Here is a 24,610-nt window from a genome sequence, read left to right as displayed (position 1 = left end):
AAAATACGCCATATTTTCAAAAGTGTGAATCGATTCACACTTTTCGACTGGTAAAGTTCAAAAACAAAAAAAGATCACCCCAAAAAATTGAGGTGACCATGTTCGAGATCTCTGATTTGAGCCGCGTGTCCTAGCCTAACCGAAGCTGGCTGATCAGCCGTTTGATCTTTTCGGCATCGGGATGATCAGGCTTGACCTTGAGATAATGCTCAAGCTCATCGGCCGCGAGCCTTGTGTTCTTGAGGTTGTAAACATAAAGCAAAGCGAGGTTCCACGAGGCATCGGCGAGCAGGCCGTTCGATAGCTTCTTTGCCTTGAGCATCGACTTCTCCGCATCGATATAATTCTTGCCCTGCCTCAATGCTATACCTAGCAAGAGATTTATATCAGCCGAGTCGGGAGCGATATCCGCCGCCTTCTTCGCAGCTTCGATGGCTCCGGGGATCTGCTTTTGAGCGTATCTTGCAAAGGCAAGGCCGTACCAACTATTCGAAGATTTCGCATTGATCGTCGATGCTTTTTCGAACTGAACTGCCGCATCTGCGTAACGCTGCATTTTGAGCTGTTCCACACCTAAGCGATCCAGTGCGAGAAAATAATCCGGAAAGAGTTTGATGGCCTGTTCGAGGCCAGCAACCCCTGCGTCAGTCCGATTAGCGGCAAGATCGACGATTGCCCTGTCATAAAGTGTCTTGGCGGTTTCCGGGGTCTCCTGAGCGAAGACCACCTGTGCTGCCCCGGGCGAGCCCTTTGCATCGCGCCGTGCCTTTAGGTAGAAATCCTTATATTGGATATCCGAGACATTCCTGCTACCAACACTCGTTACCAGTTCCACCTCTTGTGTTTGTTCTTCATAGTCCGTACCAAATGGACGAACACGCACCGAATAGCGACCGGCGGTGAGGTTCCCAAAGGTGAATGAACCAGATCCATTGGTTTTCGTACGCTGAAGGACGGATTCGACATCGTTTCGCAGTTCGACATAGATGTCCGCGAGAGCCCGGCGATTAGCTCCAAATACCTGGCCGGTGATCCTGCTTGTTGCCTGCTGGCCAAAGGTGATTCCCTGAAACAGCATCACACAGCAGGAGATAAGAAGCATAGACGCGGAACCGCGAACTACCAATTTTTTCATAGTACCCAACCCTCCAAAAAAATGATGCTGCGGCCCGCGGGGAAAGCTCTAGCTGAGAAAATGCCCCATCTTTTCCTTCTTGGTCCGCATATATCCGGCCGCCTCTTCCTCAGCAGCGACCTCGATCGGAATTCTCTCAACGATCTGCAGGCCTGCCCGCTCCAGAGCGGCTAGCTTGTCCGGATTGTTCGATATCACCCGAACCTTGCACAAGCCCAGATCGAACAAGATCTCAGCGCACTGCTGATAATCACGCGCATCGACGGCAAAGCCGAGTTCCTCATTAGCCTCGACCGTGTCGGCACCCTCGTCCTGAAGAGCGTAGGCACGTATTTTATTGATAATGCCAATCCCGCGGCCTTCCTGCTGCTGATAAACGATGGCTCCGCGGCCCTCTGCCTCGATCATTTCCATCGCCCTGTGAAGCTGCGGCCCACAATCGCATTTGACCGAGCCGAAAACGTCTCCGGTCAGGCATTGCGAGTGTATCCTAACGAGCGTCGGCGTCTCGCCATCCATCTCTCCCTTATATAAAACAACGAACTCCTCTTCGCTGATCAGCGAACGATATCCGGCGATCCTGAAATCACCGGTCTGTGTCGGAAGCTTAGCTGATGCCACCCTTTCTACGGTTATTGCGCGCGTCGGCCACGGACAGTCACAAGCGCTTTCCGCGAAAATCGAATTCTCTAGCATTTGAACTCCTATAGACGAAATTATACTCCCAATTTCAAAGAAATTGTATAGTTAATTTCGTCCGAAACCGCGTTTTGGATTAGTAATAGAAGGAAAATCGCGTGTTTTGCGTGAAATAGCTGCGAACCAGCCGGCGCGAGCCGATCATTAAGCAAATCCGGGCTCACTTTGATGAAGTGATGCTCCCGGATCCGAAGTTAAGTGCAGCTTTTCATCGGAGTATTGAAGTTGATATAAACGCCAGTACAATCCGCGTTCTGTAAGCAATTCATTGTGGGTTCCCATCTCCCGCAGCTCGCCGTGATGGAGCACGATTATCCGGTCGCATTTCTGTATCGTGGAGAGCCGATGGGCGACAACGAGCGATGTTCGCCCGTTCATTACACGCTCGACCGCCTGCTGGATAAGCTGCTCGGTCTCAGTGTCGATCGAGCTCGTCGCCTCATCGAGAATAAGTATCTTTGGATCGAAAGCGAGAGCCCGGGCGAATGAGATGAGTTGCTTTTGCCCTACCGAAAGGCCGGCACCGCGTTCGCGAACCTCCGATCCGTAACCGCCGTCGAGCTTTCGGACGAATTCATCGGCGTGAACCTCGCGGGCCGCCCACTCAACGCGCTCACGATCGATCGCGGCGCTGCCCAGCTTGATATTATTCTCGATCGTTCCGCTGAACAGAAAAACATCCTGCAAAACGACTGCAAAATTAGAACGCAGAGCCTGCAAGTCCCATTCGCGAACGTCCACCCCGTCCAACAGGATCCTTCCCTTCTGAACGTCGTAGAACCGCATCAGAAGGTTAGTGATCGTGGTTTTCCCCGAACCCGTGTGTCCAACCAGAGCAATGCTCTCAGCAAGATCGACCTTGAATGAGACATCCTTCAGGACCCAATCCTCACCCTTGTACGCAAACCAAACATTCTGAAATTCTATCTCGCCTGATGCCTTTCCCGTCTTTACTGGCTTATCGGGTGTGGTTATCTCGACCTCACGATCGAGTAGAATAAAGATCCGGTGCGAAGCAACGATCGCTGCCTGCAGCACATTAAATTTATCCGATAGATCGCGGATCGGCTGAAATAACTGGAGCGAATACTGAATGAACGATGCCAAAATACCGACCGTCAAAGCCGATCCTGCGGCCGCAAACCCGCCGAGTGTCTCGAAACCAAAGGCAACGATCACTAAAGCAATACCAATAGAACCAATAAAATCCACCAGCGGATAAAAGATCGAGTAGTAGTAGATCGTCTCGATGTTCGCGGTTCGGTAATCATCATTGATCTCGCGAAAACGCCCTTTCGCCTTCGCCTCGGCGTTGAAAAGCTGAACGGTTTGGGCCCCGGAAATGTACTCCTGGAGAAATGCATTGAGCTTCGAATTGCGGGTCCGGACGCGGTCAAAGCCATTGCGGGCGTGTTTGCGAAACCAGTTCGTCGCCGTAAAAAGCAGCGGAACGGTGATCAGCGAGACCAAAGCAAGCTTCCAATCGAGCCAAAACATTATCCCGATGATCGCAAAAATGATCACCAGATCGCCCAGGACATCGATCACCCCGGACGTAAAAAGCTCATTGAGAGCATCGACGTCGCCAGTCAAACGCGTCATCGTCCGTCCGACAGGATATTGATCGTAATATGCTACTTCCTGCTTTTGTAGCTTGGTAAAAAGCTCTGTCCTGAGATCGAACATAACCTTCTGCCCAACATGATTTAGCAGAACTTCCTGTGTGTAGGAAAAGAGAAATCTTAGGAGAAATACGCCGAAAAACGCGAGTGCGAAGAGCCAAACGCCGTCAACACGTTTCGGTGTTATGTAGTCATCCACCGCCATCTTTGTAAAAAATGGCTGGGTGGCGATCAGGATGTTTGTCAACAGCGTTAGAACCAACGCGATCGCCGCAAGCCGCCAATACGGGCCTAGATAACGCAGTAGACGGCGAGCAACTCGGAAGTCGTAAGTCTTCCCGATCGCGTCTTCCTCGTGATATTTGCGGACCTCTTCTGACATTGGCAAAGCTTGATTTTAGGTTTTGAGATGTAGATTCGCAAAGCGTTAACCGTGTATTCTGTTTAGGTGAACCGCTTTCTCACAGAACACAAAGACAACTGGCAGCGGCTCGAAGATCTGCTTTCGATGCTCCACGGTACCGGTTTAAAAGGGCTTTCAAGGATGGAGGTCCGCGAATTTGGCGAGCTTTACCGCCGCGCAGCGTCGGATCTTGCTATCGCCCGAGCAGAGACACGCGATCCGAAATTAATAAATTATCTCAACAGTCTCGTCATCCGGGCACACGGTCGTATCTATCGTGCCGAGAGCCAAGGCGCGGGATTGATCTGGAAATTTTTTACTGAGGAATTTCCGCAAACATTTCGTCGCAACTGGCGATATATGGCTGTCGCCTTTGGACTCTTCGTGGGATTTGCTCTCTTTGGATTTATCGCAACCTGGATCGATATCGATTTTACTCATTTTGTCATGCTTTCCGGCATAAGCTCTGAGATCACGGCGAATAATCAGTGGTGGAAAGGGCTGAATGACGCAAATCAGATCGGCGCGACCAAAATCCTCTCGAATAACATTCTTGTCACCTTTCGTGTATTTGCGATGGGAGCGTTCTTTGGGATCGGGGCGTTTTACGATCTCGCATTCGAAGGAGCGAGGCTCGGGAGCGTATTTGCTGCCTGTTATAAGCTAAACCCGCCATTTGGGAATGCCCTCGCAAGCTTCGTCGTCGGACACGGCGTGATCGAGCTTTCTACCATTTTCTTCTGCGGCGGAGCAGGAATGATGATCGGCTACGCGATGATAGATCCAGGAGATCTGACACGTGCCCAGGCGCTGAAAAAGAAAGGTCTGGAAGCCGCTCGTATTGTGATCGGATGTGCCTGTTTTCTCGTCATCGCGGGCACGATCGAAGGATTTCTTTCACCTTCCGACCTACCGCCGATTGTAAAGATCGCAACCGGCGTGGGCACCGGCATTGCAATGTACTCATATCTGTTTCTGGCAGGACATCCAAAAGAAGTCTAATTACTAGAACACAGTGTTCTCGATCGATCGGATCTCGACGCCAAACGCCAGTTTTGCAGAACGTTTCATGGCTTTCGGATCGCCTGACGTGAGAAACTCATCAACTCGGTCGGTGTCTATCTCCCATTTCGAGATCTTTTTTACGAGCGAAGTAGCAGGATCGATGAACTCCGTTTCTGCCGAAACCAGCTCCCTGAGTAACGGTGTTATTGCGGGATAATGCGTGCAGGCAAGTAGAATATGTGTGCAGTTTTTTATCGGATCGAGGATCTTTTTTGCCTCGCGGCGGAGTTTGTCAGATGAGATATCGCCACCCTCGATCAAGCCGGAGAGGGGTTGCGCAATTCGCTGTTCTATCTCTAAACCATGAGCCGCAAACCCGTTTCGATAAACCCGGGAAAGCAATGTCCGTCGTCCGCCGATGACGGCGAGTTTGGTTGGATTATGGCTCATAGACGCAGCGATCGCGTTGTCGATCATACCTTCGATCTTTATACCTTGATCGGTCAAGAACGGGATCGCGGTACTTGCTGCGTTGCAGCCAATAACAAGATGCGTGACACCTCGTTTTTTCAAGGAAGCCACCACGCTGTTCAATCTGGAAACGAGTTCCGGGCGCGTCATTTTCCCGTATGGAGTTGCTCCGGTGTCGGAAAAATAGACGACGGGCACGCCAAGCTCTTCTTTCACCAGCTTGTAGATGCTGATGCCGCCGATTCCCCAATCAATGATCGCTAACTTTTTCATCACGGATAGGATAGCTTGACCTCAACGCCGCGCTCGACCGGGCCGCTGTCGAATGCGACGATCCGAGAGTTCCACGCCATATTGAGCGTCTCGATCTTCTGTCCCGGGAAGCGGCTTTCGAGATACCATTTCATCTCGTGCTCAGAGCGGATCGGGTTGTACTCGAGCATTTTTTTCCAATCGGGATGCGATACAAGCTTTTGCAGGGCAGCATCAAAAGCGGCATTTTTTTTCTGCTCCGCTTTCGTTTTCAGCTTATCTTTTAGCAATCGCGGATACTCGCCTATGGCGACCGGAACCGTCACCATATCAATGATAAGAAACTTGCCGTCTGGCTTCATGACGCGTTTGATCTCAGCCAAAAGCGGATCCCAATCCAGATATCTAAACGACATCAGCGACGTTACCGCATCAAATGAATTGTCCGGGAATGGCAGTACGGGCCCGTTTATTTGCTGAAAAGAAATGTGTTCATTTCCCGCATTCTTAAGTTTTGCCCGCTCGATGATCCCGCCGGATTCATCAACGCCGATGCCGGAACCGATGCGTTCACGCAGTGCATAAAGCAATGCACCGTTTCCACAGCCGATGTCGAGCATGTCGATCTTGCCCGAGGGAAGATGTTCGTTGAGCCAATCCCATTCGACCTTTCGAACACGAATATCCTGAAACGCGGCGTCATAAAGCTCGGCAACATGGTCGTACGAAGTATCTCCATCCGGTGGACGCGGCTCGAAACGTTTCATTTCCTCGGCAGGCATAAATCCAAGCCGCTTCTGGGCCGAAGCCAGAAAACCATGCGATTTCCGGCCTTTGCAGCCGATCGTGTAGAGCTTTCCGTCGGTACCATCACCTGCCGCGACGTATCTTTCTTTGCTTCGCGAGAACGTCGTGTACCAAAAGAACCCGTAGGTCGGCACATTAAAAGTTCGGGCAAAAAACGGTGCAAACCAACGTGCCGACCGGCAGCAATGAAACGCGGCCGTTCCATCCTCGGCAAACGGTATCTCTATCTGCTCCCATTCGTACGGCGAAAACTGTTCAGGAAATGCGACCGTTCCATACATCGGCCCGTACATCCCGGAATGGCCGACAAAATGAAACTCGCTGATCTTCCTTCCGGCATCGCGAATCTCGGCGATCGCTGCCAAAATATCCCGCTTGCTTTCAACCGCCCGCGTAACAATATCGCCCGAAAAACCACCATCACGCCTCTCAGCTGCAAGCGTCTTCGCCACCACCGGAAACTGATTGCCGCCGAGACGATATTTGGTTGTGTAAACAATTAGAATTACAGAATCAGCCGGCATAGATCGATAAAATTTTTCCCGTCTAATGATAACGAAAGCTCAATCTTTCACATAGACATAAGTTCGCCAGATCGTCAACGCACTTACCTATCTGCTCAAAAGAAACTCACGAATCTCACGGACGATCCTTTCCTTCAGCTTTGGATCCCGATAAAAGCTATGGTAAGTGTTGCGAAGAACTACGACCTTACCGTTCGCCATTTCTTTTCTGAACTGCTCGATATTCTTCCATTGTCGAGGCTGGACAACAGTCTCGACAAATGCCTGGGCTATTTTCCGAGTAGCTTCGTCCGTCTCGGGCTTGAGGCCCCAGTGCTCTTCAGTAATAGCATAGTAACTCAAGGCGGGGGCCTTTATCTTTGTGTAGGATGGGCGGAAGCGGTCTTGAGATCTCATCATCGCCGCTTCTATTCTTGTGGAAGGATCGTCGGCCGTTTGGCTTAACAGCGGATCCAATTTCTCAAGTGCGGAAACGTCTCGGCGGTCGTAAGCTGCATCCAGATACACAAGCTTGATAACACGTTTCGGGTAGATTGTCGCGAACCGGGTCAGTTCGTCGCCGCCCGCCGAGAATCCTATTAGGTTAACCCGTTTGATCTTCATCCCATCAAGGAACTTTCGTACATCCTCGACTAGATTATCTGTTTCGTAGCCGCTCTCGATCTTTTCGGACTGCCCGTGTCCGCGGCGGGTCAATCCCAAAACACGAAATTTGTCGGTGAATTTCGGAGCCATTTCATCAAAGTTGTGAGCGCTGCCAGGAAAACCATGAAGAAATAGGATCACCTCACCCATGCCGCCCCAATCCAGATAATGAAGTCTCACGCCGTTCACGGTGAAAAAGTCACTCTTGTGCGGCGATTCATCTCTTGGAGAAGCCTTTACAGTGGAAGCGACTGGAACAGGGCTCGTTTCCTGTGCAATGACATTCTGCATTGATAAAAGAACTGCAACAAGAAAAATTATCAGTAATGATTTCAATGCTAACCTCCTGCTTCAAGTCTCCCCATTCGATCGGCTCGGCGATCTTTGAGCGTTTTCGTGCCAGTTGTTAAAGCAATCCTCGCTCCTTCACCTTCAAATAAGCCTCGAGCAGTTTGGGTGTGAGCGTCTGCGCTGTGACATCAAGGGCCATTCCGCCAAGAGATTCAACCAGTCTGAGTGCAGATTCTCGCTGGTGGATCATTTCTTCGGCGGCAGATTGGGTAAAGACATCTTTGATGTCCGCCGGCGATCGGCTGACGGCGGCGTTCAAGTCGCGGTCACCGATGGTCGCAACGAGCGGCAAGTGTCTGGGACGGAGCAAACGGAGCGAATTTATCAGTTCTTTTGAACTATCTTTATCAACCAGATCCGTAAGTACCACAACGAAAGCACGTTTTTTCGTATTAGAAGCGATGTACTGGAAGGCACGTGCGTACGACGGCTCGATCAACTCGGGCTCAATATCATGAAGCGCTTCGAGAACGGCGTCAAGGTGTTCCAGGCCGCGTTTCGGCGGCAGGTATTTGAGAATACGACGGCCAAAGACAACGAGGCCGCAGTTGTCACCGGCACGAGCCGATGCCGACATCAAGGCGAGGCTCGCGTGGAGTGCAGTGTCGAATTTAGTCTCTTCGCCAATGCGTCCGGTCATAAGACGGCCGGCATCGAGGGCAATAATAACGGTCTGATCGCGTTCGATCTGGTACTGGCGCGTGGTTAGTTTTGACCGTCTTGCGGTTGCCGTCCAGGAGATATGGCGAAGTTCATCGCCGCGAACGTAATCGCGCATCGACTCAAATTCACGGCCCTCGCCTCGGCGGATCGCCCTCCGTTGGATCGCGAGAAATGACCGGGCACCGAGAGCCTTGAGTTCCATTTCGCGTGCCCGCCGCATATTGGGATAGACCTTTACCGACTGAGCCTCGCCCAGCGAAATTTGACACCACACCAGCCCGAACCTTGACAAAAATCTGACAGCTGTCATCCCAAATTCATATCTGCCACGCTTTTTTGGAGTTAGATGGTAGAAGAATTCCGCCGTAGTTTGCCCTTGAACGGAAAACTCCGCTTCTCGCGTCTCATCGAGCTTCATTGCCGAAGGGAATTCGTCTTTGATCCGCAGGTGTATGGTCCGCTCGGTGGCGTTGTCGATCCGAATGCTGACCTTAGTTGGATCGCGGATAGCGAATCTTTTGTCGAATTCACGGGAGAGTTGAAAGCCTTCTGGAAGCCTTCGGCTGGTAAAATAATCGGCCACCGCGGCGGCAATTAGCAGAATATCAAACGCTAATACGCCATATCTCAGCACGGCAAAGTTCCACGATAGCGACAGCGGAATAGCCGCGATCGCCAGCAGAATATAAAAGCGGCGTGAAAATACAAATCGCATCGAAGGCTTGATTATATCATCCGAGCTTACGATCCTCAGCCGAATTAATAATTACCGCGGATACAACTTTTCGGCCCGATAGAGGTTCAAATAGGTGTTCGAGGGAGAAAAACCGTGAAAGCTTTATACACGATCCTGATCTGCCTGCTCCTCACAGCCGGAGTTTATTGCCAAACCGATCCACCGGCAACTCCCGCTATCGAAGAGGTCTACCTAGCTAGAGACAATGGCGAGGAGAAGGCAGGGGAACAGGTCACAGAATTCCGCACGACCGACGTGCCCATTTACTGTGTTGTGTTGCTCGATTCGGCCGCGAAAACGGTTGTGAAGATGAATTTTGTCGCCGTGGCAGTTGCCGGAGTCAAGCCTGAGACAAAGGTTGTAACTGCCTCATATACGACGAACGCCGGTCAGAACCGCGTTAATTTCACAGGCCGCCCTGAAGGCAAATGGACGCCCGGAACGTACCGCGTGGACTTATATGTAGACGGCAAGATCGCAGAGAATGTGCAGTTCGAGATCAAAGGTACGGGAACGGTAAACGGAATTACTTCGGCCGCGAAATATATGCAGCCAGCTGCAGAACCGCCCAAACCGAAGCCGGCAAAACGGCCGCGACCCTAACATCAAAAATGCCCGCCAGCTCTAAAGCTCGCGGGCATTGTTCTTTTCTGGGTATCTCTAACGACTACCAGCGATTCTCACGACGGCCTCCGCCGCCCCCGCCATAGCCCCCGCCGCCATAATTATTGCCGCCCCCGCCATAGCCGCCTCGGCTGCCGCGATCTTCACGCGGTTTTGCCTCATTGACCTTGATCTGACGTCCGGCAAATTCTTGGCCGTCGAGTTCCGAGATCGCTTTTTCGCCATCAGCCTGGTTCGCCATTTCGACAAAACCGAAGCCTCGTGAACGGCCGGTTTCACGGTCCTCAACGACGCTCGCCGAATCGACAGCTCCGATGCCGGCGAATAAAGCTTCGAGATCCTGGCTCGACGTCTGGAACGAAAGATTACCTACATACAGTTTCATTGACATAAAAATATTACCTTCTTCCCGTGATTTGCGGGAACATCCAAAGAAGTATCGAAAATCGGAGATATTCTTAGCAGAAACCAAGATATCCGTGCCTTCGAGCGTCTCAAGAGAGCTACTTCCAACCAAAAAACAACCAACCCTCTTAAAATCTCTAACGCGTCGGACAAAACCTGAGTGTTATCGGGGGCACATCACCGTTAATGTGCGAGAGCAGGACTACCTGAAAATAATAATTAATCCAGATCGATAGATGCAAATGTGTGCGGTCGAATAACATTCTATTTATCGCTTTTGGCGACTAGGTCGGATCAAAAGCACGCCGATAACCAGCCATATCATTGTGGCTGAGGTGAGGCATATGGGCACAAACCAAATGGTGGCTGCATGATTTACAAAAGCTACGAATGGATCGTCCGGGGTATAGAACACCGTTACCGGATCTCCTTTAGCATAGGCATCAATAAAAACGGTTTTGCCCACATTCGTATAGATCTTTTGCTTCGCCGCCGTCTCGAATGAAACTGCATAATCATAGAATGTGGCCGGCACTTTTCCTTGCGTAGTTGAGATCGTAATGTTCGCTATTACCCCGACGGACTTGGAGTAGGTCATGATCTTGACCAAGTTCAGAGCTGAAAGGATCGATACGATCAACAGCAAGAACAGCGGCACTGAAAAAACCGCAGCACGTGCTAATAGTAATGAGCCGTGACCGTCGAATTCTGATTGTATCGGTTCGTCCATAAACCTATTTTATCGCCTGCAGTCATTTTGGCGAGGTGGTGAGCGGGGTTATGGAAGACTTCCGAACTAAGAATTGGTTTTTGCTGAAGGATCATTGAATCGCCGCAAGAATTTCGCCCAGCTTTTCTTGCGCGATCGCTTCACCCAGAGCGATAAATTCGGCCCTTTTCCCGATCTGGTCAGCCCTTAAATGGGCGATCCGGGGTTCTACCGACACGTCCGCCTGATTGCTTTGATTTTTCGAAGAGGAACTGAGCAATATCAACGCGGATTGAAGAATCATCCCGAGAGCAGTTCTTGGCTTTCCGAGAAAGTTCGACCCGCAGGCCAGTAAATCGACCGCTATCACGACGTCTGCTCCTAATTGCCTTACCGCATTGGTCGGCGTGAGCGATACCGCTCCGCCGTCTATGAGTGTGCGGCCCTTTTCATCGGTCATCGGAGCAAAAACGCCGGGAACCGCGCAGCTTGCCTGGATCGCAAATATCATGTCACCCTTATCCCGCAAAACGACCTCTTCACCGCGTCGGAGGTCACACGCGACCGCGGCAAAAGGGATCTTTATACCTTCGAATCTTGTTACCGGGAAATGACTCGCAAGAAAGCGGCCCATCGGTGCATTTGACAGCATAGCAATAGGCGACATCGATGGCCTGGTCATATTCGTCCAGCCCACTTTTTCTGCCATTGCGAGGATATCCTCGATCGACATTCCGGACGCAAATGCACCGCCGATGATCGACCCGGCCGAAGTTCCGGCAATCATGTCGATCGGAACATTATTCTCGACCAGTACCTTCAGCACACCGATATGAGCAAACCCGCGTGCTCCGCCGCCGGAAAGTGCAAGGCCGATCTTTTTGGGCATAAATATTAACCGCCTGTTACAAACCTAATTGATTTTAACTACTCATTATGGAAAACTTAAAGCCCTAAATGACCTTGCACGAATCAGCCCCTTTTCCACGTCAGAGCACGATCGCCGATATTGCGGCGGGTGAGCAAGCGTGCCCGGTTTGTTCGCGGGATACGCAGGATGAATATGTGCCGCTCGTTTCGCTGCCTGAAGATCTGTCAAAGCTGATCCGGGCGAATGCTCCTGATACGGCGGACTTTCAGGCTGTTTGTGCACGATGTGTGAGGCTTTTTGAGCGAGCGAAGGACCACATCATTGCCGACGCAGCGATGCAAAAGGACGGTTCGCACGTACTTTCGACGCCGCTGCGGCTGGATGCCGACGAGCGTTTTACTGGAAAAGGCGTGACAATCGCGTTTCTCGATTCGGGCTTTTATCCGCATGTCGACCTGACCACGCCGCGAAACCGCATCCTCGCATACCGAAGCCTGATCGACCAGGACGGCGATCTTTCGTCGCTGTTTCAGCCGGACGTTGCGAGTTGGCACGGGATGATGACCTCGGTCGTGGCAGCCGGGAATGGCTCGCTATCGAACGGTTTCTACCGTGGAATGGCTCCTGACGCTGACGTGGTTCTCATCAAACTCGCCCGAACCGGCCGCATTACCGACCAGAACATCCAGGACGGCCTGGAATGGGTACTCGAAAACCGCGAGAGATACAACATTAGGGTCGTCAATATCTCGGCCGGCGGCGACGAAGAGTTAAGCTATCTGCACGATCCGCTTTCGCAGGCGGTCGAGGCTTGTTCAGCAGCCGGGATCACGGTTGTTTGTGCGGTTGGCAATGCCGGGCATCTACCAAATCACCCGGTCGTACCGCCCGCCAGTGCTCCATCGGCGATCGCGGTTGGCGGTTTGGATGACAACAATTCGATAAATCGTGCAAAACGCGGAATGTACCGCTCGTCCTATGGTCCGACGATCGACGGGCTGCAAAAGCCTGAGGTTATCGCGTCATCGATCTGGGTTCCCGCTCCGATACTCCCGAACACACCGACGGCTCAGCAGGCGGCACTGCTTGAGAAGCTCGATAAGGCTCAGGACGACGAGCTCCACGGAATTATTCACGAATACCGCGGCACCGACCCCGAGCTTGACGCAGCTCACGACCGGCCCGTGCATAGCATTCGCCAGATCATTCTGCTGAAAATTCGCCGTGAGAACGTCATCACCAAGCACTACAAATACGTCGATGGCACATCGTTCTCGGCTCCGATCGTCTCGTCGCTTGCAGCACAGATGCTCGAGGCCAATCCGGACCTTACGCCGTCGCAGATCAAAAAGATCCTCATCTCAACATCCGAACGCCTGCCTCAATATGAGGTCGACCGCCAAGGCTGGGGCGTCATCGATCCGCGTCGGGCGGTTGAGGCGGCTCTTTCACTTCGCTAAAGATCCACTTTTTGGGAGAAGAATTTTGTGCAAACGGTTCTGTCGCCGCTTTAAAGTGTGAATCGTTTCACACTTTTCAAAATATGGCGTATTTTCGACATTTTTAGAGCAAAACAGGGCGATTGGTGAAAGGTGAATCGCCCTCTGCCGCCCTAAAACCCGCTGATTGGTAGAGTAAAATGGCAGATTGGTCGAAGGTTTTTTTCATAAAATTACTTTACCAACGGCGGAAAAATTTGTGACCTGCCCGCCATCGATAGCATCTTGCATCGAAAATCGAGATGGGCGGGTTGATGGTGGCACGATGGGAAGTATTAATGAAGAGAACGCAGAAAACAACCTTTTCAGCTCTTTAAAAAGCTGATCGACCGAGGATCTGTGAGATCCCCGGTCGATCAAGTTCATTCCGGCTAGTTTATCTAAAAAAATTATAGTCCGTTCGCATTCCCCGCCGGGCGGTTGGTCAGCGGCGGCGGACGCGGGCCCGTTCTGGGCGTTCCGAGCGGGGTCGGCTGCGTATTTGCGGGCGGACGAGTGTTCGCGGGCGATGGCGTGTCGGTCGATTCCGGCGTTGGAGTCCGAACAGGTGACGGCGTTGGGCTCGGTTTTGGCGTCGGCGTTGGCGAAGGCCGCGTGTTCGCGTTGGCATTCACGTTCGTGTTCATGTTGAAATTCGAATTCAGATTGAAATTCGAGTTCATATTCGAATTCGTATTGAAATTCGCATTAAAATTGAAATTCGAGTCGAATCCGAGATTGGTATTGAGGTTTGTATTCTGATTGGCGTTGATATTGACGTTCGTGTTGGCGGGGGTGTCTTTTTTCAGCAGCCAGAAGATACCGACGCCGACGCCGAGCACGAAAAGCGTGCCGATGATCGTCAAAAACACTGTCCTCGCCGTATTCGGCGGGGGAGGCGGAACGACGAAGCCCTGGGCCGTCCGCGACCTGACCGTAGAGGTCTGCGTCTCCGAAGTAGGAATTACGATCCGCTCTGATTGCCCCTGCGAATCGTACGCGATCGGCTGATCATCGGGAATAAGGGGTTTGCGGCGGATGATCGTCTCCTGGCCAAAATCGTCATCCTCGACCGTCTCGCTCGGGATCGCGGTAAACGTCGGCTGTGCCTCATCGAGGAGCGGCGTGCCGTCCTTAGTACAAAACCTGATCACCTCTTCGTCGTAACGTTCGCTGCAGACCGGACAGTATTTCATAAGGTTATTTGTGCGTGGTGAGTAGATCTAAAAGCGTCCTCTAGACACTTACGCATCTTATCACGAAATGTTTTGAGCAGTGCAAAGCCGGTGCGTTCTGCGGCGATCGTCGTCAGGCGACATCTTCTTTCACATGATCTGCACCGCCGCAATTTAAACGGATCCTGGTCGGCTATATGTCTTTATTTTTTGCTTCATCGTAATAGTTTTGCCTCTTATTCGGGATCAGGGCGTGTCTGGAGCATGTTGAATAAATTCATTTTCGTCGCGTTTCTTACCGTCGGTTGTTTTCTTTCCGTTTCGTCCCAAGTCCGGACGTGTGATCTCACAGAGGCTGACTTACCACTTTTTGACCGCGTCAGATATGGAATGACGGTTCAGGATCAGCGTGACGGCACGTTTGGAATCGGAATTGGACAGGGAGCAGGTCCGCTTTGGCCGGGCCCGAATGATAAGCCCTTTTTCGAATATCAAGCGGTAACCTTTAGAGCCGCCAAGGTTATTCGAATCGTTGGATACCATCGGCCTGACGCTTCGACCAAGCCGGTTCCATTGGTGAAAGCAATGACTCAAAGATATTCAATTCCGACTGCAGCTTGGCACTTTTGGGATATGGATGAGCAAGCGATTGCCTATTGCAAGGGATTTACAATCCATATCACTTACGCAACGACGACGGTTTCTCCTTTCTCTGAGAGTGAAACGGAGCAATAAAGCGCCACATCATTTGGCTCTGCGGATAACCTGATTCGAATTTCCCGCAAAGCCGCTAAGCAGGACGCAAAGAACGCAAAGTAAGAGCTAAAACTCAAACCTGAATCCAAATATCGGCAACCTTTTATCCTCGCCCAGCATTCGCGGGGTTCGGCGGTTGAATTCGTAGCTTGGCTGGACGACGCTTCGGTAGTTTGTAAGGTTGAAAATGTCGATATACGGTGAGATCGAAACGCGTTTGAAGGCGAAACGACGCTCGGCCCGAAGGTCGAAGCTCGCGAAATTTGGCAGCCGAAGCGCGTTTATATCCGATGCGGAAGCGATCCGTTGGATGAAGGTTCCCGCCGCGACCGTTATCGCCGTTCGGCGCGTGTATGGCAGGCCGCTTGCGATGCGGTATTTGGCGGCGATGTTGAATCCCTTGAAACTCGTGATGCCGATAAGCGTGAGCTGGTGCGGGCGTTCGAGATCGGATGGCATCTCGAGGCCGCCCGCCGTCAATTTGCGGTCAGATATAACGTATCCATACGAAGCCTGCCCGGTAAGAAAGCCCGTCAGCGCACGATGCACCGACACCTCAAAACCACTCGCCGTCCCGCTGCCGGAGTTAAAATATCGCCCGTTCGACACAAAAGCCGGCGTTGGCCCGACCTGCTGGACAACGAGATCGCTGTAAGATTTGCGAAACGCCTCGACGCGGATGCGTGTGTCCTCACGAACCATCCATTCCACGCCGCCGATAATGTGCGTTGCGGATTGGGTTTTCAGATCCTGGTTGAGCGGCGTCAGCGAAAATTGGAAAGCCGAAGGCGGCTGGCGATAAATGCCGGTCGCAAACGTCAGTGCGACTGTGTTCGAAGCATTGAACCGGGCCGCAAACCGCGGGCTCGCGAGCGTTTCGCCAGTCAGACCGTAATGGTCCAGACGAATGCCCGGTGTGATAGAGAAACGGTTCGTCACATTGACGACGGCTTGTGCGTATAGATTTCCGGACGTGCTGTTCGACAGCCGAAAGCGGTACTGCCGCGTCGGTGCGACGTATTCTTCCTCAAGCGGGCTGTAGAGATTTCCGGCCCGCTCGAAGGTGTAGTAATTTACCCCGTCTATTTGCAGAGCACCGCCAAACGAGAGTCGCACCTTCTGATCCGGCATCCACGAAACGTCTTCTTTCACGCCGGTCTGCGAATCGCGCAGGTTACGCTGGCGCTGTAGGACCGATGTATACGGAAGGTAAAACATTCCGTCGTTGTGGGCAATATTGTGCCAAACGGTCGTCTGGGCGAGCGTTTTGGCATTGATGGTCGTGCTCAGCGTCGTGCCGAGAATATGCCGCTGCGACGTTCGCCGCATGCGAAAACGGTCGGTGCGGCGGTCGATATTTTGGGCCTGAGCGTCGGTCTGGTTGAAGGTTTCGAAGAAGTTGAGTGCCGTGAACGTCAGCTTATTTCGCGGCGTCAGGTCGTAGACGAATTTGTTCGTGAAATCGAGCGTTCGCGGATAACCGATGATGCCCGCGTCAGCAATTCCGGCGACATCGAGAGCAACGTCGATATAGCTGCGGCGGGCTGAGAACAGCCAACTGCCGCGTTTAGCGATCGGCACATCGAGGCTGCCGCCCATCGTTCCGGAATCGGCAAAAAGCACGCCCTGCACACGCCGTCGATTAGCCTCGCGAATTCCGACATCCAGCACGGACGACATCTTGTCGCCGTATTTCGCCCCAAAACCGCCGGCAGAAAACTCTGCCCGGTCGAACGCATCCGGCGGTAGTATCGAAGCCCGCCCGCCACGCGGCCCGTCGTATTGGTCGGTAAAATAGGTGAAATCACGGACCGGAATATTATCGATGTAGGTAAGATTCTCATTCGGCGTACCGCCGCGAACGATCAGATCGGCAAACTCGGCCGAGGCAGCCGTTACTCCGGGCAAAGAATTGATCGCCCGCAGCGGATCGCCGCCGCTGCCCGGCGTTGTACGCAGGTCTTCGCGCCGAAGCGTCACGCTGCTCACCGCCTGATCGACATTCTCGGTAAAGGTCTCGCTCCGCACCTCGACCTCAGCCGACAGTGTCACATCCAGCTCCGCATTCACCACCGTATCACGCCCCGCCGTCACGCCGACTTGGTTGATCACAAGCGTCGCAAAACCCGCGTACGAGATGCGGATCGCGTACACGCCCTGTGCAACCTCGAGCCTGTAGTTGCCCTTCTCATCAGCCTGAGCCTCTTGGGCTCCAGCGATCTCAACCCTCGCGGCAACCGGCTGCCCGGTCGATCGCTCAGCCACGCGGCCGGTGATAAACCCTTTGTTTTGAGCACTAACAATACACGTTAGCGAAAGGACCAGAATCAGCCAGAGAATCAACTTAGTCATAATTTAGGGATGATGATAATTCAAACCGGTCAATTATAAAATCACCGGTTGCGAATGCCCGCAGTTCGAGCGGGCTTCTGAATTTTCTATTGCTCGATGTATCCTATTCACTATGCAAAAGCGTGAGAAATACAAGGTCGGGCTTGTTCAGATGTCGATGGGTGAGGATGTCGATGCCAACCTGAAAAAGGCAGTCGAATTTGTCCGCGAGGCGGCCGCGAACGGTGCAAAGATCATCTGTCTGCCCGAGATGTTTCGGTCGATGTATTTTTGCCAGTCGGAGGATCACAGCCAGTTTGACCTTGCGGAATCGATCCCGGGGCCGTCGACAAATGCGTTGGCAAAGGTCGCGGACGAATTCGGCGTTACGGTTATCGCCCCGATATTCGAGGAACGAGCACTCGGCCTCTACCACAACAGCCTCGTCATCATAAAACCTCACAAAGAGGTCGCCGGCGTCTATCGCAAGATGCACATTCCGGACGACCCTGCATACTATGAAAAGTTTTACTTCACGCCGGGCGATATGGGTTTTAAGGCGTTCGACACCGACTTCGGCCGTATCGGCACGCTGATCTGCTGGGACCAATGGTACCCCGAAGGCGCGAGGCTGACGGCGCTTCGCGGGGCTGAGATCTTGTTTTATCCGACGGCGATCGGCTGGCATCCTGACGAAAAGGCTGAATTCGGCCACCAACAGCAAGATGCGTGGCGGACGATCCAACGTTCACACTCGATCGCCAACGGAGTTTACGTCGCCGGTGTAAACCGCGTCGGCCACGAGATCATGATCGACGGGACGCCGGGAATCGAATTCTGGGGCCACACCTTCCTCAGCGATCCGTTCGGCGTCATCGTCGCTGAAGCCACCGACGAATCCGAACAGATCGTCTATGGCGAGGTCGACCCGTCCCGAATCCAGGAGATCCGCCGCCACTGGCCGTTTTTGCGTGATCGGCGGATCGATGAGTATGGGGATATTACGAAGAGGTTCATCGACTGATCTCATCGGCCGGAACGCAGGAGCCCTCGCCTGCAAGCGTCCTGCTTTGAGGACGCTGACTATCTTGGTGATTCGACACGTTGAAAAATAATTTACTCCGTCACGCCGGAGGAACCGGCGTTACAGGCGAAGGCTCCTGCGTTCCAGTCAAATAATGTCCTCAAACGAACTAACAAACTCGCCCGCCTCGCTCGGCTTTTGCATGCCCGCCGAATGGGAGCCGCACGAGGCGGTCTGGCTTGGTTGGCCGCACAACGGTTCCGATTGGCCGGGGAAGATCGCGGCGATCCATTTTGTCTACGGCGAGATCGTTCGGCGGATCGCGGAGAGTGAGACGGCGCGTATCATCGTCAACGACGCGAAACATGAGGCTAAAGCTCGCGGCATTTTGAACAAGATCGGCGTTTCGCCCGAGATGGTCGAGTTCTTCCAGATCCCGTCGAACCGCGGCTGGACGCGCGATTTTGGGCCGATCTTTGTAAAGAATGAGACGGAAACCGCGATCGCCGGATTCAAATTCAACGCCTGGGCAAAATACGACGATCACGAACTCGATTCGGAGATAGCCAAAAAGCTCGCCAAAAAACTTAAGAAGCAATATTTCCCGATAAAGCACGACGGCAAACCCTTCGTTCTCGAAGGCGGTGCCATCGACGTCAATGGCAAAGGCGATCTTTTGACCACGGAAGAATGTTTGCTGGATCAGGAAGTGCAGGTCCGAAATCCGGGATTATCAAAGATTGAAATTGAGCAGGTTTTAGCGGAAAGCCTCGGCGCGACGAACGTGCTCTGGCTAAACAAAGGCATCGCAGGCGATGACACGCACGGTCACATAGACGACCTGTGCCGCTTCGTCGATGCCAAAACCGTGGTTCTCTGTCGTGAATCAAATCCAAAGGATGCCAACTACGCTTTACTCGAAGAAAACCGCGAACGCCTCGAAGGCTTTCGCCTACAAAACCGTTCAAAGATCAACATCGAGTTCCTGCCAATGCCCGAGCCGCTCCACTATCGCGGCCAACGCCTGCCGGCAAGCTACGCAAACTTTCTGATAACCAACTCATCCGTCCTAGTCCCAACTTTCAACGACGCCAACGACCGCATTGCCTTAAATAGACTCGCCGAGCTCTTCCCCAAACGAAAAGTCATCGGCATCCACGCCGTCGATCTCGTCTGGGGCCTCGGAACGCTGCATTGTTTATCTCAGCAGCAACCCGCGTAATTTACGCAGCTCTGCGGATCCATTCCGCCTCGTATTCCGGAAACACGATGATCGCAGGATGAACGTCAAAGGCTTTTGCTAGTTGCTCACCTCGACGTTTGCCGATCGAGACCTTGTTATTTTCGAGCAGGCTCAGATTAGTAATGCTGATGCCCGAACGGTTACACAGCTCCTGCTGCGTCCACCCTTTCATTTCTCTAAGGATCTGAATAACACGGCCCGTAGATAAAGAGATATGCGGTTCGGCGGGTATAAAATCCTTGTTTTTCATTACTAAATTCTCCTAATATTTGTGCGGAGTGATCTCAAGTACGAAGACGGTTACAACGTCATTCTCAACTGAGTATATGACCCGGTATTGGAGGCTAAGTCGTGAAGACCGCTCACCTTCCCGCTCGCCTTTGAGTTTCTCATCGTGAAAGCCCGGGAATTCACGAAGTTTCTCGGGTCCATGACGGTATATAAGTTCTTTCCAGACTTCATATTTCTCAACTACCTGCGGAGGCAATTTCCTCGCGGCTTTTCGAATATCACGATGCTCAAGTATCTTCCACATCTTCTTATTTAATAACTTATCATTTTTAATAAGTCAATGGTTAATTCAGATACTCATGCCTCTTCTCGCCTATCTCCACCGGAGCATCAAATACCGAAGCTTCCTCTTCCAGATTCCAGATCTCGTACAAAACCGCAGGGCATTCTGTGATGAAGCGGGACGGTTTTTGGAGAACCGTTTGCCGGTTGTAGTCGGTCATGAGCAGCGGATATGTGAGGTAAAGCTCGTCCTTGGCACGCGTGATAGCGACGTACCAGAGGCGGCGTTCTTCTTCTTCGCTGTCGATCTCGCGAAGCGAGCGAGGCGAAGGGAATTTGCCTTCGGCGGCCCAGATGAGGAAGACGGCTTTCCACTCGAGGCCCTTTGCCTGATGGACGCTGGTGAGCGTGAGCAGTTCGTCTTCGTCGCCGCCTGAGACGATCTCTTCGCCGACGAGCGGCTGCGGCTCTTTGAATCGCTCGGTCGATAGCAGGGCGAGTTCGGAGAGGAATTCGTCGGTCGTTTTGTAGCGTGTTGCATACGCCCCGAGGCCTTTTAGATCCTCAATGCGTGCCTCGGCGTTTTCGTAGTTTTCCTGTAAATACTGCTCGTAACCGTGGGTCAGGATCAGCTCGATCTGTTTCGAAGGGTTGTCACGATTTTCCTGGCTTGAAAGTAGTTCGAGCAGGACGACGAAGGATTTCCACGGCTGGCTCGCCGCAAAACGGCCTCCAACAGCTCGGATCGATTCGAGAGCAAGCGTTCCCGCCCGCAGCGACGCTGCTTCGGCGTCAGCGTTTCCGGCCGCTGGATTAATGGCAAGCTCGTTCGGTCGTGGCCCAGTCGTTACGATCGCCTCGAACACACGATTGGCCGTCGCATTCCCGACGCCGGGAACCATCTTTAATATTCGCTTCCACGCCAGTTCGTCTCGCGGGTTAACGATCACGCGCAGGTACGAGATGACGTCCTTTATATGTGCCTGCTCGAAAAACCGCACGCCTGATTGGATGCGGTATGGGATGTTTCGTCTCGTCAGCTCCAATTGCAGCTCGATCGAATGGTAATGCGAGCGGTACATGACGGCGATGTCTTCGAGATTGATTCCTTCTTCGCGAAGCTCCAAAATTCGCGAGGCTACGAACGCCGATTGCTGCTCGACATCGCTGCACGGCACCATCGCCGGTTTGAGATCACGCGAACGCTTGACCGCCGTCAGCATCTTTGGGAATTGCTTGCGGTTGTGCGAGATCGAGGTGTTTGCGAGGCCGAGGATCTCGGGTGTCGAGCGGTAGTTTGTTTCCAGCTTGTAAAGAGCGGCCTCGGGATAGCGTTTGGGAAATTCGTAGATATTCGTAAATTCCGCACCACGCCACGCGAAGATCGATTGGGCATCGTCGCCGACGACCATGACGTTGCGGTGTTTGACGGCGAGCAGGTCGATGATCTCGGCTTGGAGGCGGTTGGTGTCCTGATATTCGTCGACCAGAATGTGTTGGAATTGATCTGCGTAAAGGGCGTGGATCTCCTCTTTTTCGATCAACAGGCGTTTTACGTTGATCAGCAGATCATCGTAATCCATCACATTCCGCTCTTGTTTACGGGCTTGATAGATCAGATCGATGCGTTTGATCTCATCCGTAAGCGGTTCGAAATACGGGTATTTTCCGACGATGACATTTTCGATCGGCAGGTCGGTGTTGTTTGCGTACGAGATGATGCCCTGGATGACGTCGGGTTTTGGGAAGCGTTTTGCTTTGGTATCGATCGAGGCTTCGTCGATACAAACGCTGATAAAATCGTTCGCGTCTTCGCTGTCGAGGATCGAATAATTAGAATCAAACCCGATGCTGACCGCGTGCCGCCGCAGGATCTGATTCGCGATCCGGTGAAACGTCCCACCCCAGACGCGATGAACGTTCTGCGAACCCGTGAGCGATTCAACCCGCCGCAGCATCTCTTTCGAGGCACGATTAGTAAACGTCGCGAGCAGAATCCGCTGCGGCGAAACGCCGTGCTCGATCAGATACGCCACCCGATAGGTGATCGCCCGCGTCTTGCCCGTGCCCGCACCCGCGACCACCAAGGCTGCCTTAGGCTGCGCCGTTACGACCGCAAACTGCTCGTCATTCAGTTCAGCGCGGTAGCGCGTGAGCTTTTCGGGCAGCGAATTCTTATCGCGTTTTACGACGTATTTTTTCATCTGTGCAACGTAATATTATCACGGATGACAAAAAGTCAGAACCACCCCGCGAGAGTGCTCGCTCTCGGGCTTTCTCGGCAAAAAAGCTTTACAATCAAAAACTCTGCGTTTAAACTCGCACTCAGCTTATTTTTAGGAGAAGTAAAGAATGCAGAAGATGTTGAAAGTTACAGCGGTTTTGGGCTTTGCCGCCGCCGGTGTTTTTGTTTTTTCCACGAGTAATGCACGGGCTATCGCGGCCGCTTCGCCGGCGGAATCGCTGGAATCGTCCCGTTCGCTTTATCGTACGCACTGCGCGAGCTGCCACGGCAATGACGGGCGTTCAAATACCGAAAAGGGCCGCAAGCTCGAGGCAGACGACATTAGCGGCACCACCGACAGCATCGAAAAGATATCGCGGATGATCGCCAACGGAAAGGGCGACATGCCCGGCTTCAAGAAGAAGCTGACCGCCGCCCAGATAAAATCGATCGCGAATTACGTTAAAACCCTTTAACAAAACGCCGCCGAGGATTACCATCGGCGGCGTTTCCCTTTTTAACTCGCTTAATCGCTAAGTTGAACAGAATTGAGGATATTTCTGAACGCGTTGTTGTAGTTGTATGACTCATCGCTCGGAACAACGGTCACGAGGTAGAACAACTGGCCGTTTCTGAGCTGTGTAGTGTAAACCGTAACGACCTCAGTTCGTCCCGTCACAGGCGAACGTCCCGACATCTGCGTAGTGTAACCATTTCGCCCGCCAAGATTGCGGCTAACGAGGCTGCCATTCTGCCGCAGGTAAGAATTGCCCTGCAGCGTCTCGTCAACGTACGCCTGCGACTTGCTGCGAAGGCTCGAGCCCTGGCCCTGATAGACGCCGACCATTACGCCGTGAGTTATTCCCTGATCGCCGAACGCACCTTGCGGCGCAAACTGAGATCCATCTTGGCCGCTGAAATCCTGCCAATTGCTCGGGACACTGATCCGCAGCCATTCTACGCCCGAATATGCACGAAGACGGGTCGAAGGATTCGGCACATTATTAGAATATTTGCCGGATGCGGTTGGATTTTCAGTAGGTTGTCCAGAGCCGCTCTTGGTTATCTCGGCCATTGTTCTCGCGGGCGGCATAGCACGGAATTTCGCCTGTGTCCGCTCGAAATCGCGGGTGATCTTGATCGGATTTCCCGATACACGCAAATACTGGGCTTCGCGGTTGATCGCCTCAAAACGGTTGCCCGGATTCGGATGGCTGCTCATCCATTCCGGCCCGCCGCCACCGCCTTGCTGCTCGATCGTGCGAAACATGTTTGCCAGATCCCGCGGATCATAACCGGCATCCGCCATGATCTTTGCACCGAGCATGTCGGCTTGAGATTCGTATTCACGGCTGTATTTGGCTTGCCAAACGGCAGCAGCCATTGCACCGGCCTGCGCTCCGGCTTGGCCACCGAGAATAGCTCCGCCCAGAATGAGGCCGATCGTACCTAATGTATTCTTTGCGCTGGACTGTTTCGTTGCCTGAGCGGTCGCGTGCCGAAGGGCTACGTGACTGATCTCATGGGCCATGACGCCGGCCATTTCGCCCTCATTTTTGGCTGCCTCGATCATTCCGCGGTTGATGTACATTGGGCCGCCGGGCAGGGCAAATGCGTTGATATCGCTCGCATTGACCCATTTGAATCGATAATTGAATGCCGGCTCATTGAACTGGCGCGGGATCGAGGCAACCAGGCGGCTCCCAACGCGTTCGATATACGCCTGGGCATCGGAATCGTTGATCAGCGGAAACTGCTTCTCGACCTCACGCGAGGCCTCGCTGCCGAGCTTTACATCCTCCGAAACCTTGTATTTATTCTTCGGCGCAACGATCTGCGTCTGCTGGGCAATAGCCGCAACAGGCACGATCCACATTGTCGCGACCATTGCCGCGACGGTAATTCTCTTGACAAAATTTTGTCTATTCATAAACCCTCCGAGAT

The 24,610-nt window shown here is 52.7% G+C and carries 23 protein-coding genes; 7 read left to right on the top strand and 16 right to left on the bottom strand.

Going from position 1 to position 24,610, the window contains the following annotated elements:
* Positions 1-130: 130 nt before the first annotated feature.
* The 3 genes from IPG22_10300 to IPG22_10290 all read right to left on the bottom strand — a co-directional run bounded on the left by IPG22_10300 (position 131) and on the right by IPG22_10290 (position 3,838).
* A complete protein-coding gene (locus tag IPG22_10300; protein ID MBK6588671.1) occupies positions 131-1,135 on the bottom strand; it encodes a carboxypeptidase regulatory-like domain-containing protein in 1,005 nt (334 codons plus the stop codon).
* A gap of 48 nt (positions 1,136-1,183) precedes the next feature.
* On the bottom strand, positions 1,184-1,831 hold the full coding sequence (gene ribA, locus IPG22_10295; protein MBK6588670.1) for a GTP cyclohydrolase II: 648 nt from the start codon (positions 1,829-1,831) through the stop codon (positions 1,184-1,186).
* A 147-nt stretch (positions 1,832-1,978) separates the two neighbouring features.
* Positions 1,979-3,838 carry an ABC transporter ATP-binding protein gene (locus IPG22_10290; protein ID MBK6588669.1) on the bottom strand — a complete coding sequence of 620 codons (1,860 nt, stop codon included), beginning with the start codon at positions 3,836-3,838 and terminating at the stop codon, positions 1,979-1,981.
* A 66-nt stretch (positions 3,839-3,904) separates the two neighbouring features.
* Here IPG22_10290 and IPG22_10285 point away from each other — a divergent pair, with 66 nt between their 5' ends.
* Positions 3,905-4,861, top strand: coding sequence for a stage II sporulation protein M (locus IPG22_10285; protein MBK6588668.1), 957 nt, complete (start codon positions 3,905-3,907; stop codon positions 4,859-4,861).
* 3 nt (positions 4,862-4,864) lie between these two features.
* Here IPG22_10285 and IPG22_10280 read toward each other — a convergent pair whose 3' ends face one another.
* The 4 genes from IPG22_10280 to IPG22_10265 form a co-directional block, all read right to left on the bottom strand.
* The gene (locus IPG22_10280; protein ID MBK6588667.1) at positions 4,865-5,608 is read right to left on the bottom strand and encodes an aspartate/glutamate racemase family protein; all 744 of its coding nucleotides are present in this window, start codon (positions 5,606-5,608) and stop codon (positions 4,865-4,867) included.
* On the bottom strand, positions 5,608-6,918 hold the full coding sequence (locus tag IPG22_10275) for a class I SAM-dependent methyltransferase (GenBank protein MBK6588666.1): 1,311 nt from the start codon (positions 6,916-6,918) through the stop codon (positions 5,608-5,610). Before IPG22_10275 ends, IPG22_10280 begins: the two co-directional genes overlap by 1 nt.
* A gap of 87 nt (positions 6,919-7,005) precedes the next feature.
* Positions 7,006-7,899 carry an alpha/beta hydrolase gene (locus IPG22_10270; protein MBK6588665.1) on the bottom strand — a complete coding sequence of 298 codons (894 nt, stop codon included), beginning with the start codon at positions 7,897-7,899 and terminating at the stop codon, positions 7,006-7,008.
* A gap of 70 nt (positions 7,900-7,969) precedes the next feature.
* On the bottom strand, positions 7,970-9,292 hold the full coding sequence (locus IPG22_10265; GenBank protein MBK6588664.1) for a DUF58 domain-containing protein: 1,323 nt from the start codon (positions 9,290-9,292) through the stop codon (positions 7,970-7,972).
* A gap of 114 nt (positions 9,293-9,406) precedes the next feature.
* On the opposite strand from IPG22_10265, the gene IPG22_10260 reads away from it, so the two are divergent.
* Positions 9,407-9,916, top strand: coding sequence for a hypothetical protein (locus tag IPG22_10260; GenBank protein MBK6588663.1), 510 nt, complete (start codon positions 9,407-9,409; stop codon positions 9,914-9,916).
* Between the two features lie 64 nt (positions 9,917-9,980).
* On the opposite strand, the gene IPG22_10255 is transcribed toward IPG22_10260, so the two are convergent.
* From IPG22_10255 to IPG22_10245, 3 genes are all read right to left on the bottom strand, one after another.
* Positions 9,981-10,328 (bottom strand): RNA-binding protein, encoded by a 348-nt coding sequence (locus tag IPG22_10255; protein ID MBK6588662.1) that lies wholly within the window; start codon positions 10,326-10,328, stop codon positions 9,981-9,983.
* 282 nt (positions 10,329-10,610) lie between these two features.
* Positions 10,611-11,072 carry a DUF3592 domain-containing protein gene (locus IPG22_10250; protein ID MBK6588661.1) on the bottom strand — a complete coding sequence of 154 codons (462 nt, stop codon included), beginning with the start codon at positions 11,070-11,072 and terminating at the stop codon, positions 10,611-10,613.
* Between the two features lie 91 nt (positions 11,073-11,163).
* Positions 11,164-11,940 (bottom strand): patatin-like phospholipase family protein, encoded by a 777-nt coding sequence (locus IPG22_10245; GenBank protein ID MBK6588660.1) that lies wholly within the window; start codon positions 11,938-11,940, stop codon positions 11,164-11,166.
* Positions 11,941-12,257: 317 nt separating this feature from the next.
* Between IPG22_10245 and IPG22_10240 the strand changes: the two genes are divergently transcribed.
* Complete coding sequence (locus IPG22_10240; protein MBK6588659.1) at positions 12,258-13,382, top strand: S8 family serine peptidase; 1,125 nt, start codon at positions 12,258-12,260, stop codon at positions 13,380-13,382.
* A gap of 428 nt (positions 13,383-13,810) precedes the next feature.
* On the opposite strand, the gene IPG22_10235 is transcribed toward IPG22_10240, so the two are convergent.
* Positions 13,811-14,596 carry a hypothetical protein gene (locus tag IPG22_10235; GenBank protein MBK6588658.1) on the bottom strand — a complete coding sequence of 262 codons (786 nt, stop codon included), beginning with the start codon at positions 14,594-14,596 and terminating at the stop codon, positions 13,811-13,813.
* Positions 14,597-14,668: 72 nt separating this feature from the next.
* On the opposite strand from IPG22_10235, the gene IPG22_10230 reads away from it, so the two are divergent.
* Positions 14,669-15,310 (top strand): hypothetical protein, encoded by a 642-nt coding sequence (locus tag IPG22_10230; protein ID MBK6588657.1) that lies wholly within the window; start codon positions 14,669-14,671, stop codon positions 15,308-15,310.
* 87 nt (positions 15,311-15,397) lie between these two features.
* On the opposite strand, the gene IPG22_10225 is transcribed toward IPG22_10230, so the two are convergent.
* Entirely contained in the window at positions 15,398-17,683 is a 2,286-nt protein-coding gene (locus tag IPG22_10225) for a TonB-dependent receptor (GenBank protein ID MBK6588656.1), read from the bottom strand.
* Between the two features lie 112 nt (positions 17,684-17,795).
* Between IPG22_10225 and IPG22_10220 the strand changes: the two genes are divergently transcribed.
* Positions 17,796-18,686 (top strand): carbon-nitrogen hydrolase, encoded by an 891-nt coding sequence (locus IPG22_10220; GenBank protein MBK6588655.1) that lies wholly within the window; start codon positions 17,796-17,798, stop codon positions 18,684-18,686.
* Positions 18,687-18,840: 154 nt separating this feature from the next.
* Positions 18,841-19,908 (top strand): agmatine deiminase family protein, encoded by a 1,068-nt coding sequence (locus IPG22_10215; GenBank protein MBK6588654.1) that lies wholly within the window; start codon positions 18,841-18,843, stop codon positions 19,906-19,908.
* Position 19,909: 1 nt separating this feature from the next.
* Here the strand turns inward: IPG22_10215 and IPG22_10210 are convergent, their stop codons facing one another.
* The 3 genes from IPG22_10210 to IPG22_10200 are packed head-to-tail and all read right to left on the bottom strand — an operon-like array spanning position 19,910 to position 22,646.
* Positions 19,910-20,179, bottom strand: a complete 270-nt coding sequence (locus IPG22_10210) for a helix-turn-helix transcriptional regulator (protein MBK6588653.1) — start codon at positions 20,177-20,179, stop codon at positions 19,910-19,912.
* Positions 20,180-20,191: 12 nt separating this feature from the next.
* A complete protein-coding gene (locus IPG22_10205) occupies positions 20,192-20,464 on the bottom strand; it encodes a type II toxin-antitoxin system mRNA interferase toxin, RelE/StbE family (protein MBK6588652.1) in 273 nt (90 codons plus the stop codon).
* A 40-nt stretch (positions 20,465-20,504) separates the two neighbouring features.
* Positions 20,505-22,646 (bottom strand): ATP-dependent helicase, encoded by a 2,142-nt coding sequence (locus IPG22_10200; protein ID MBK6588651.1) that lies wholly within the window; start codon positions 22,644-22,646, stop codon positions 20,505-20,507.
* A 148-nt stretch (positions 22,647-22,794) separates the two neighbouring features.
* Here IPG22_10200 and IPG22_10195 point away from each other — a divergent pair, with 148 nt between their 5' ends.
* Positions 22,795-23,142: a c-type cytochrome gene (locus tag IPG22_10195; protein ID MBK6588650.1), complete on the top strand. Its 348-nt coding sequence runs from the start codon at positions 22,795-22,797 to the stop codon at positions 23,140-23,142.
* Positions 23,143-23,192: 50 nt separating this feature from the next.
* On the opposite strand, the gene IPG22_10190 is transcribed toward IPG22_10195, so the two are convergent.
* Positions 23,193-24,596 carry a M48 family metalloprotease gene (locus IPG22_10190; protein ID MBK6588649.1) on the bottom strand — a complete coding sequence of 468 codons (1,404 nt, stop codon included), beginning with the start codon at positions 24,594-24,596 and terminating at the stop codon, positions 23,193-23,195.
* Positions 24,597-24,610 lie beyond the last annotated feature (14 nt).

Source organism: Acidobacteriota bacterium (assembly GCA_016703965.1).
Classification (GTDB): domain Bacteria; phylum Acidobacteriota; class Blastocatellia; order Pyrinomonadales; family Pyrinomonadaceae; genus OLB17.
This window is presented reverse-complemented; position numbering and strand designations above follow the sequence as displayed.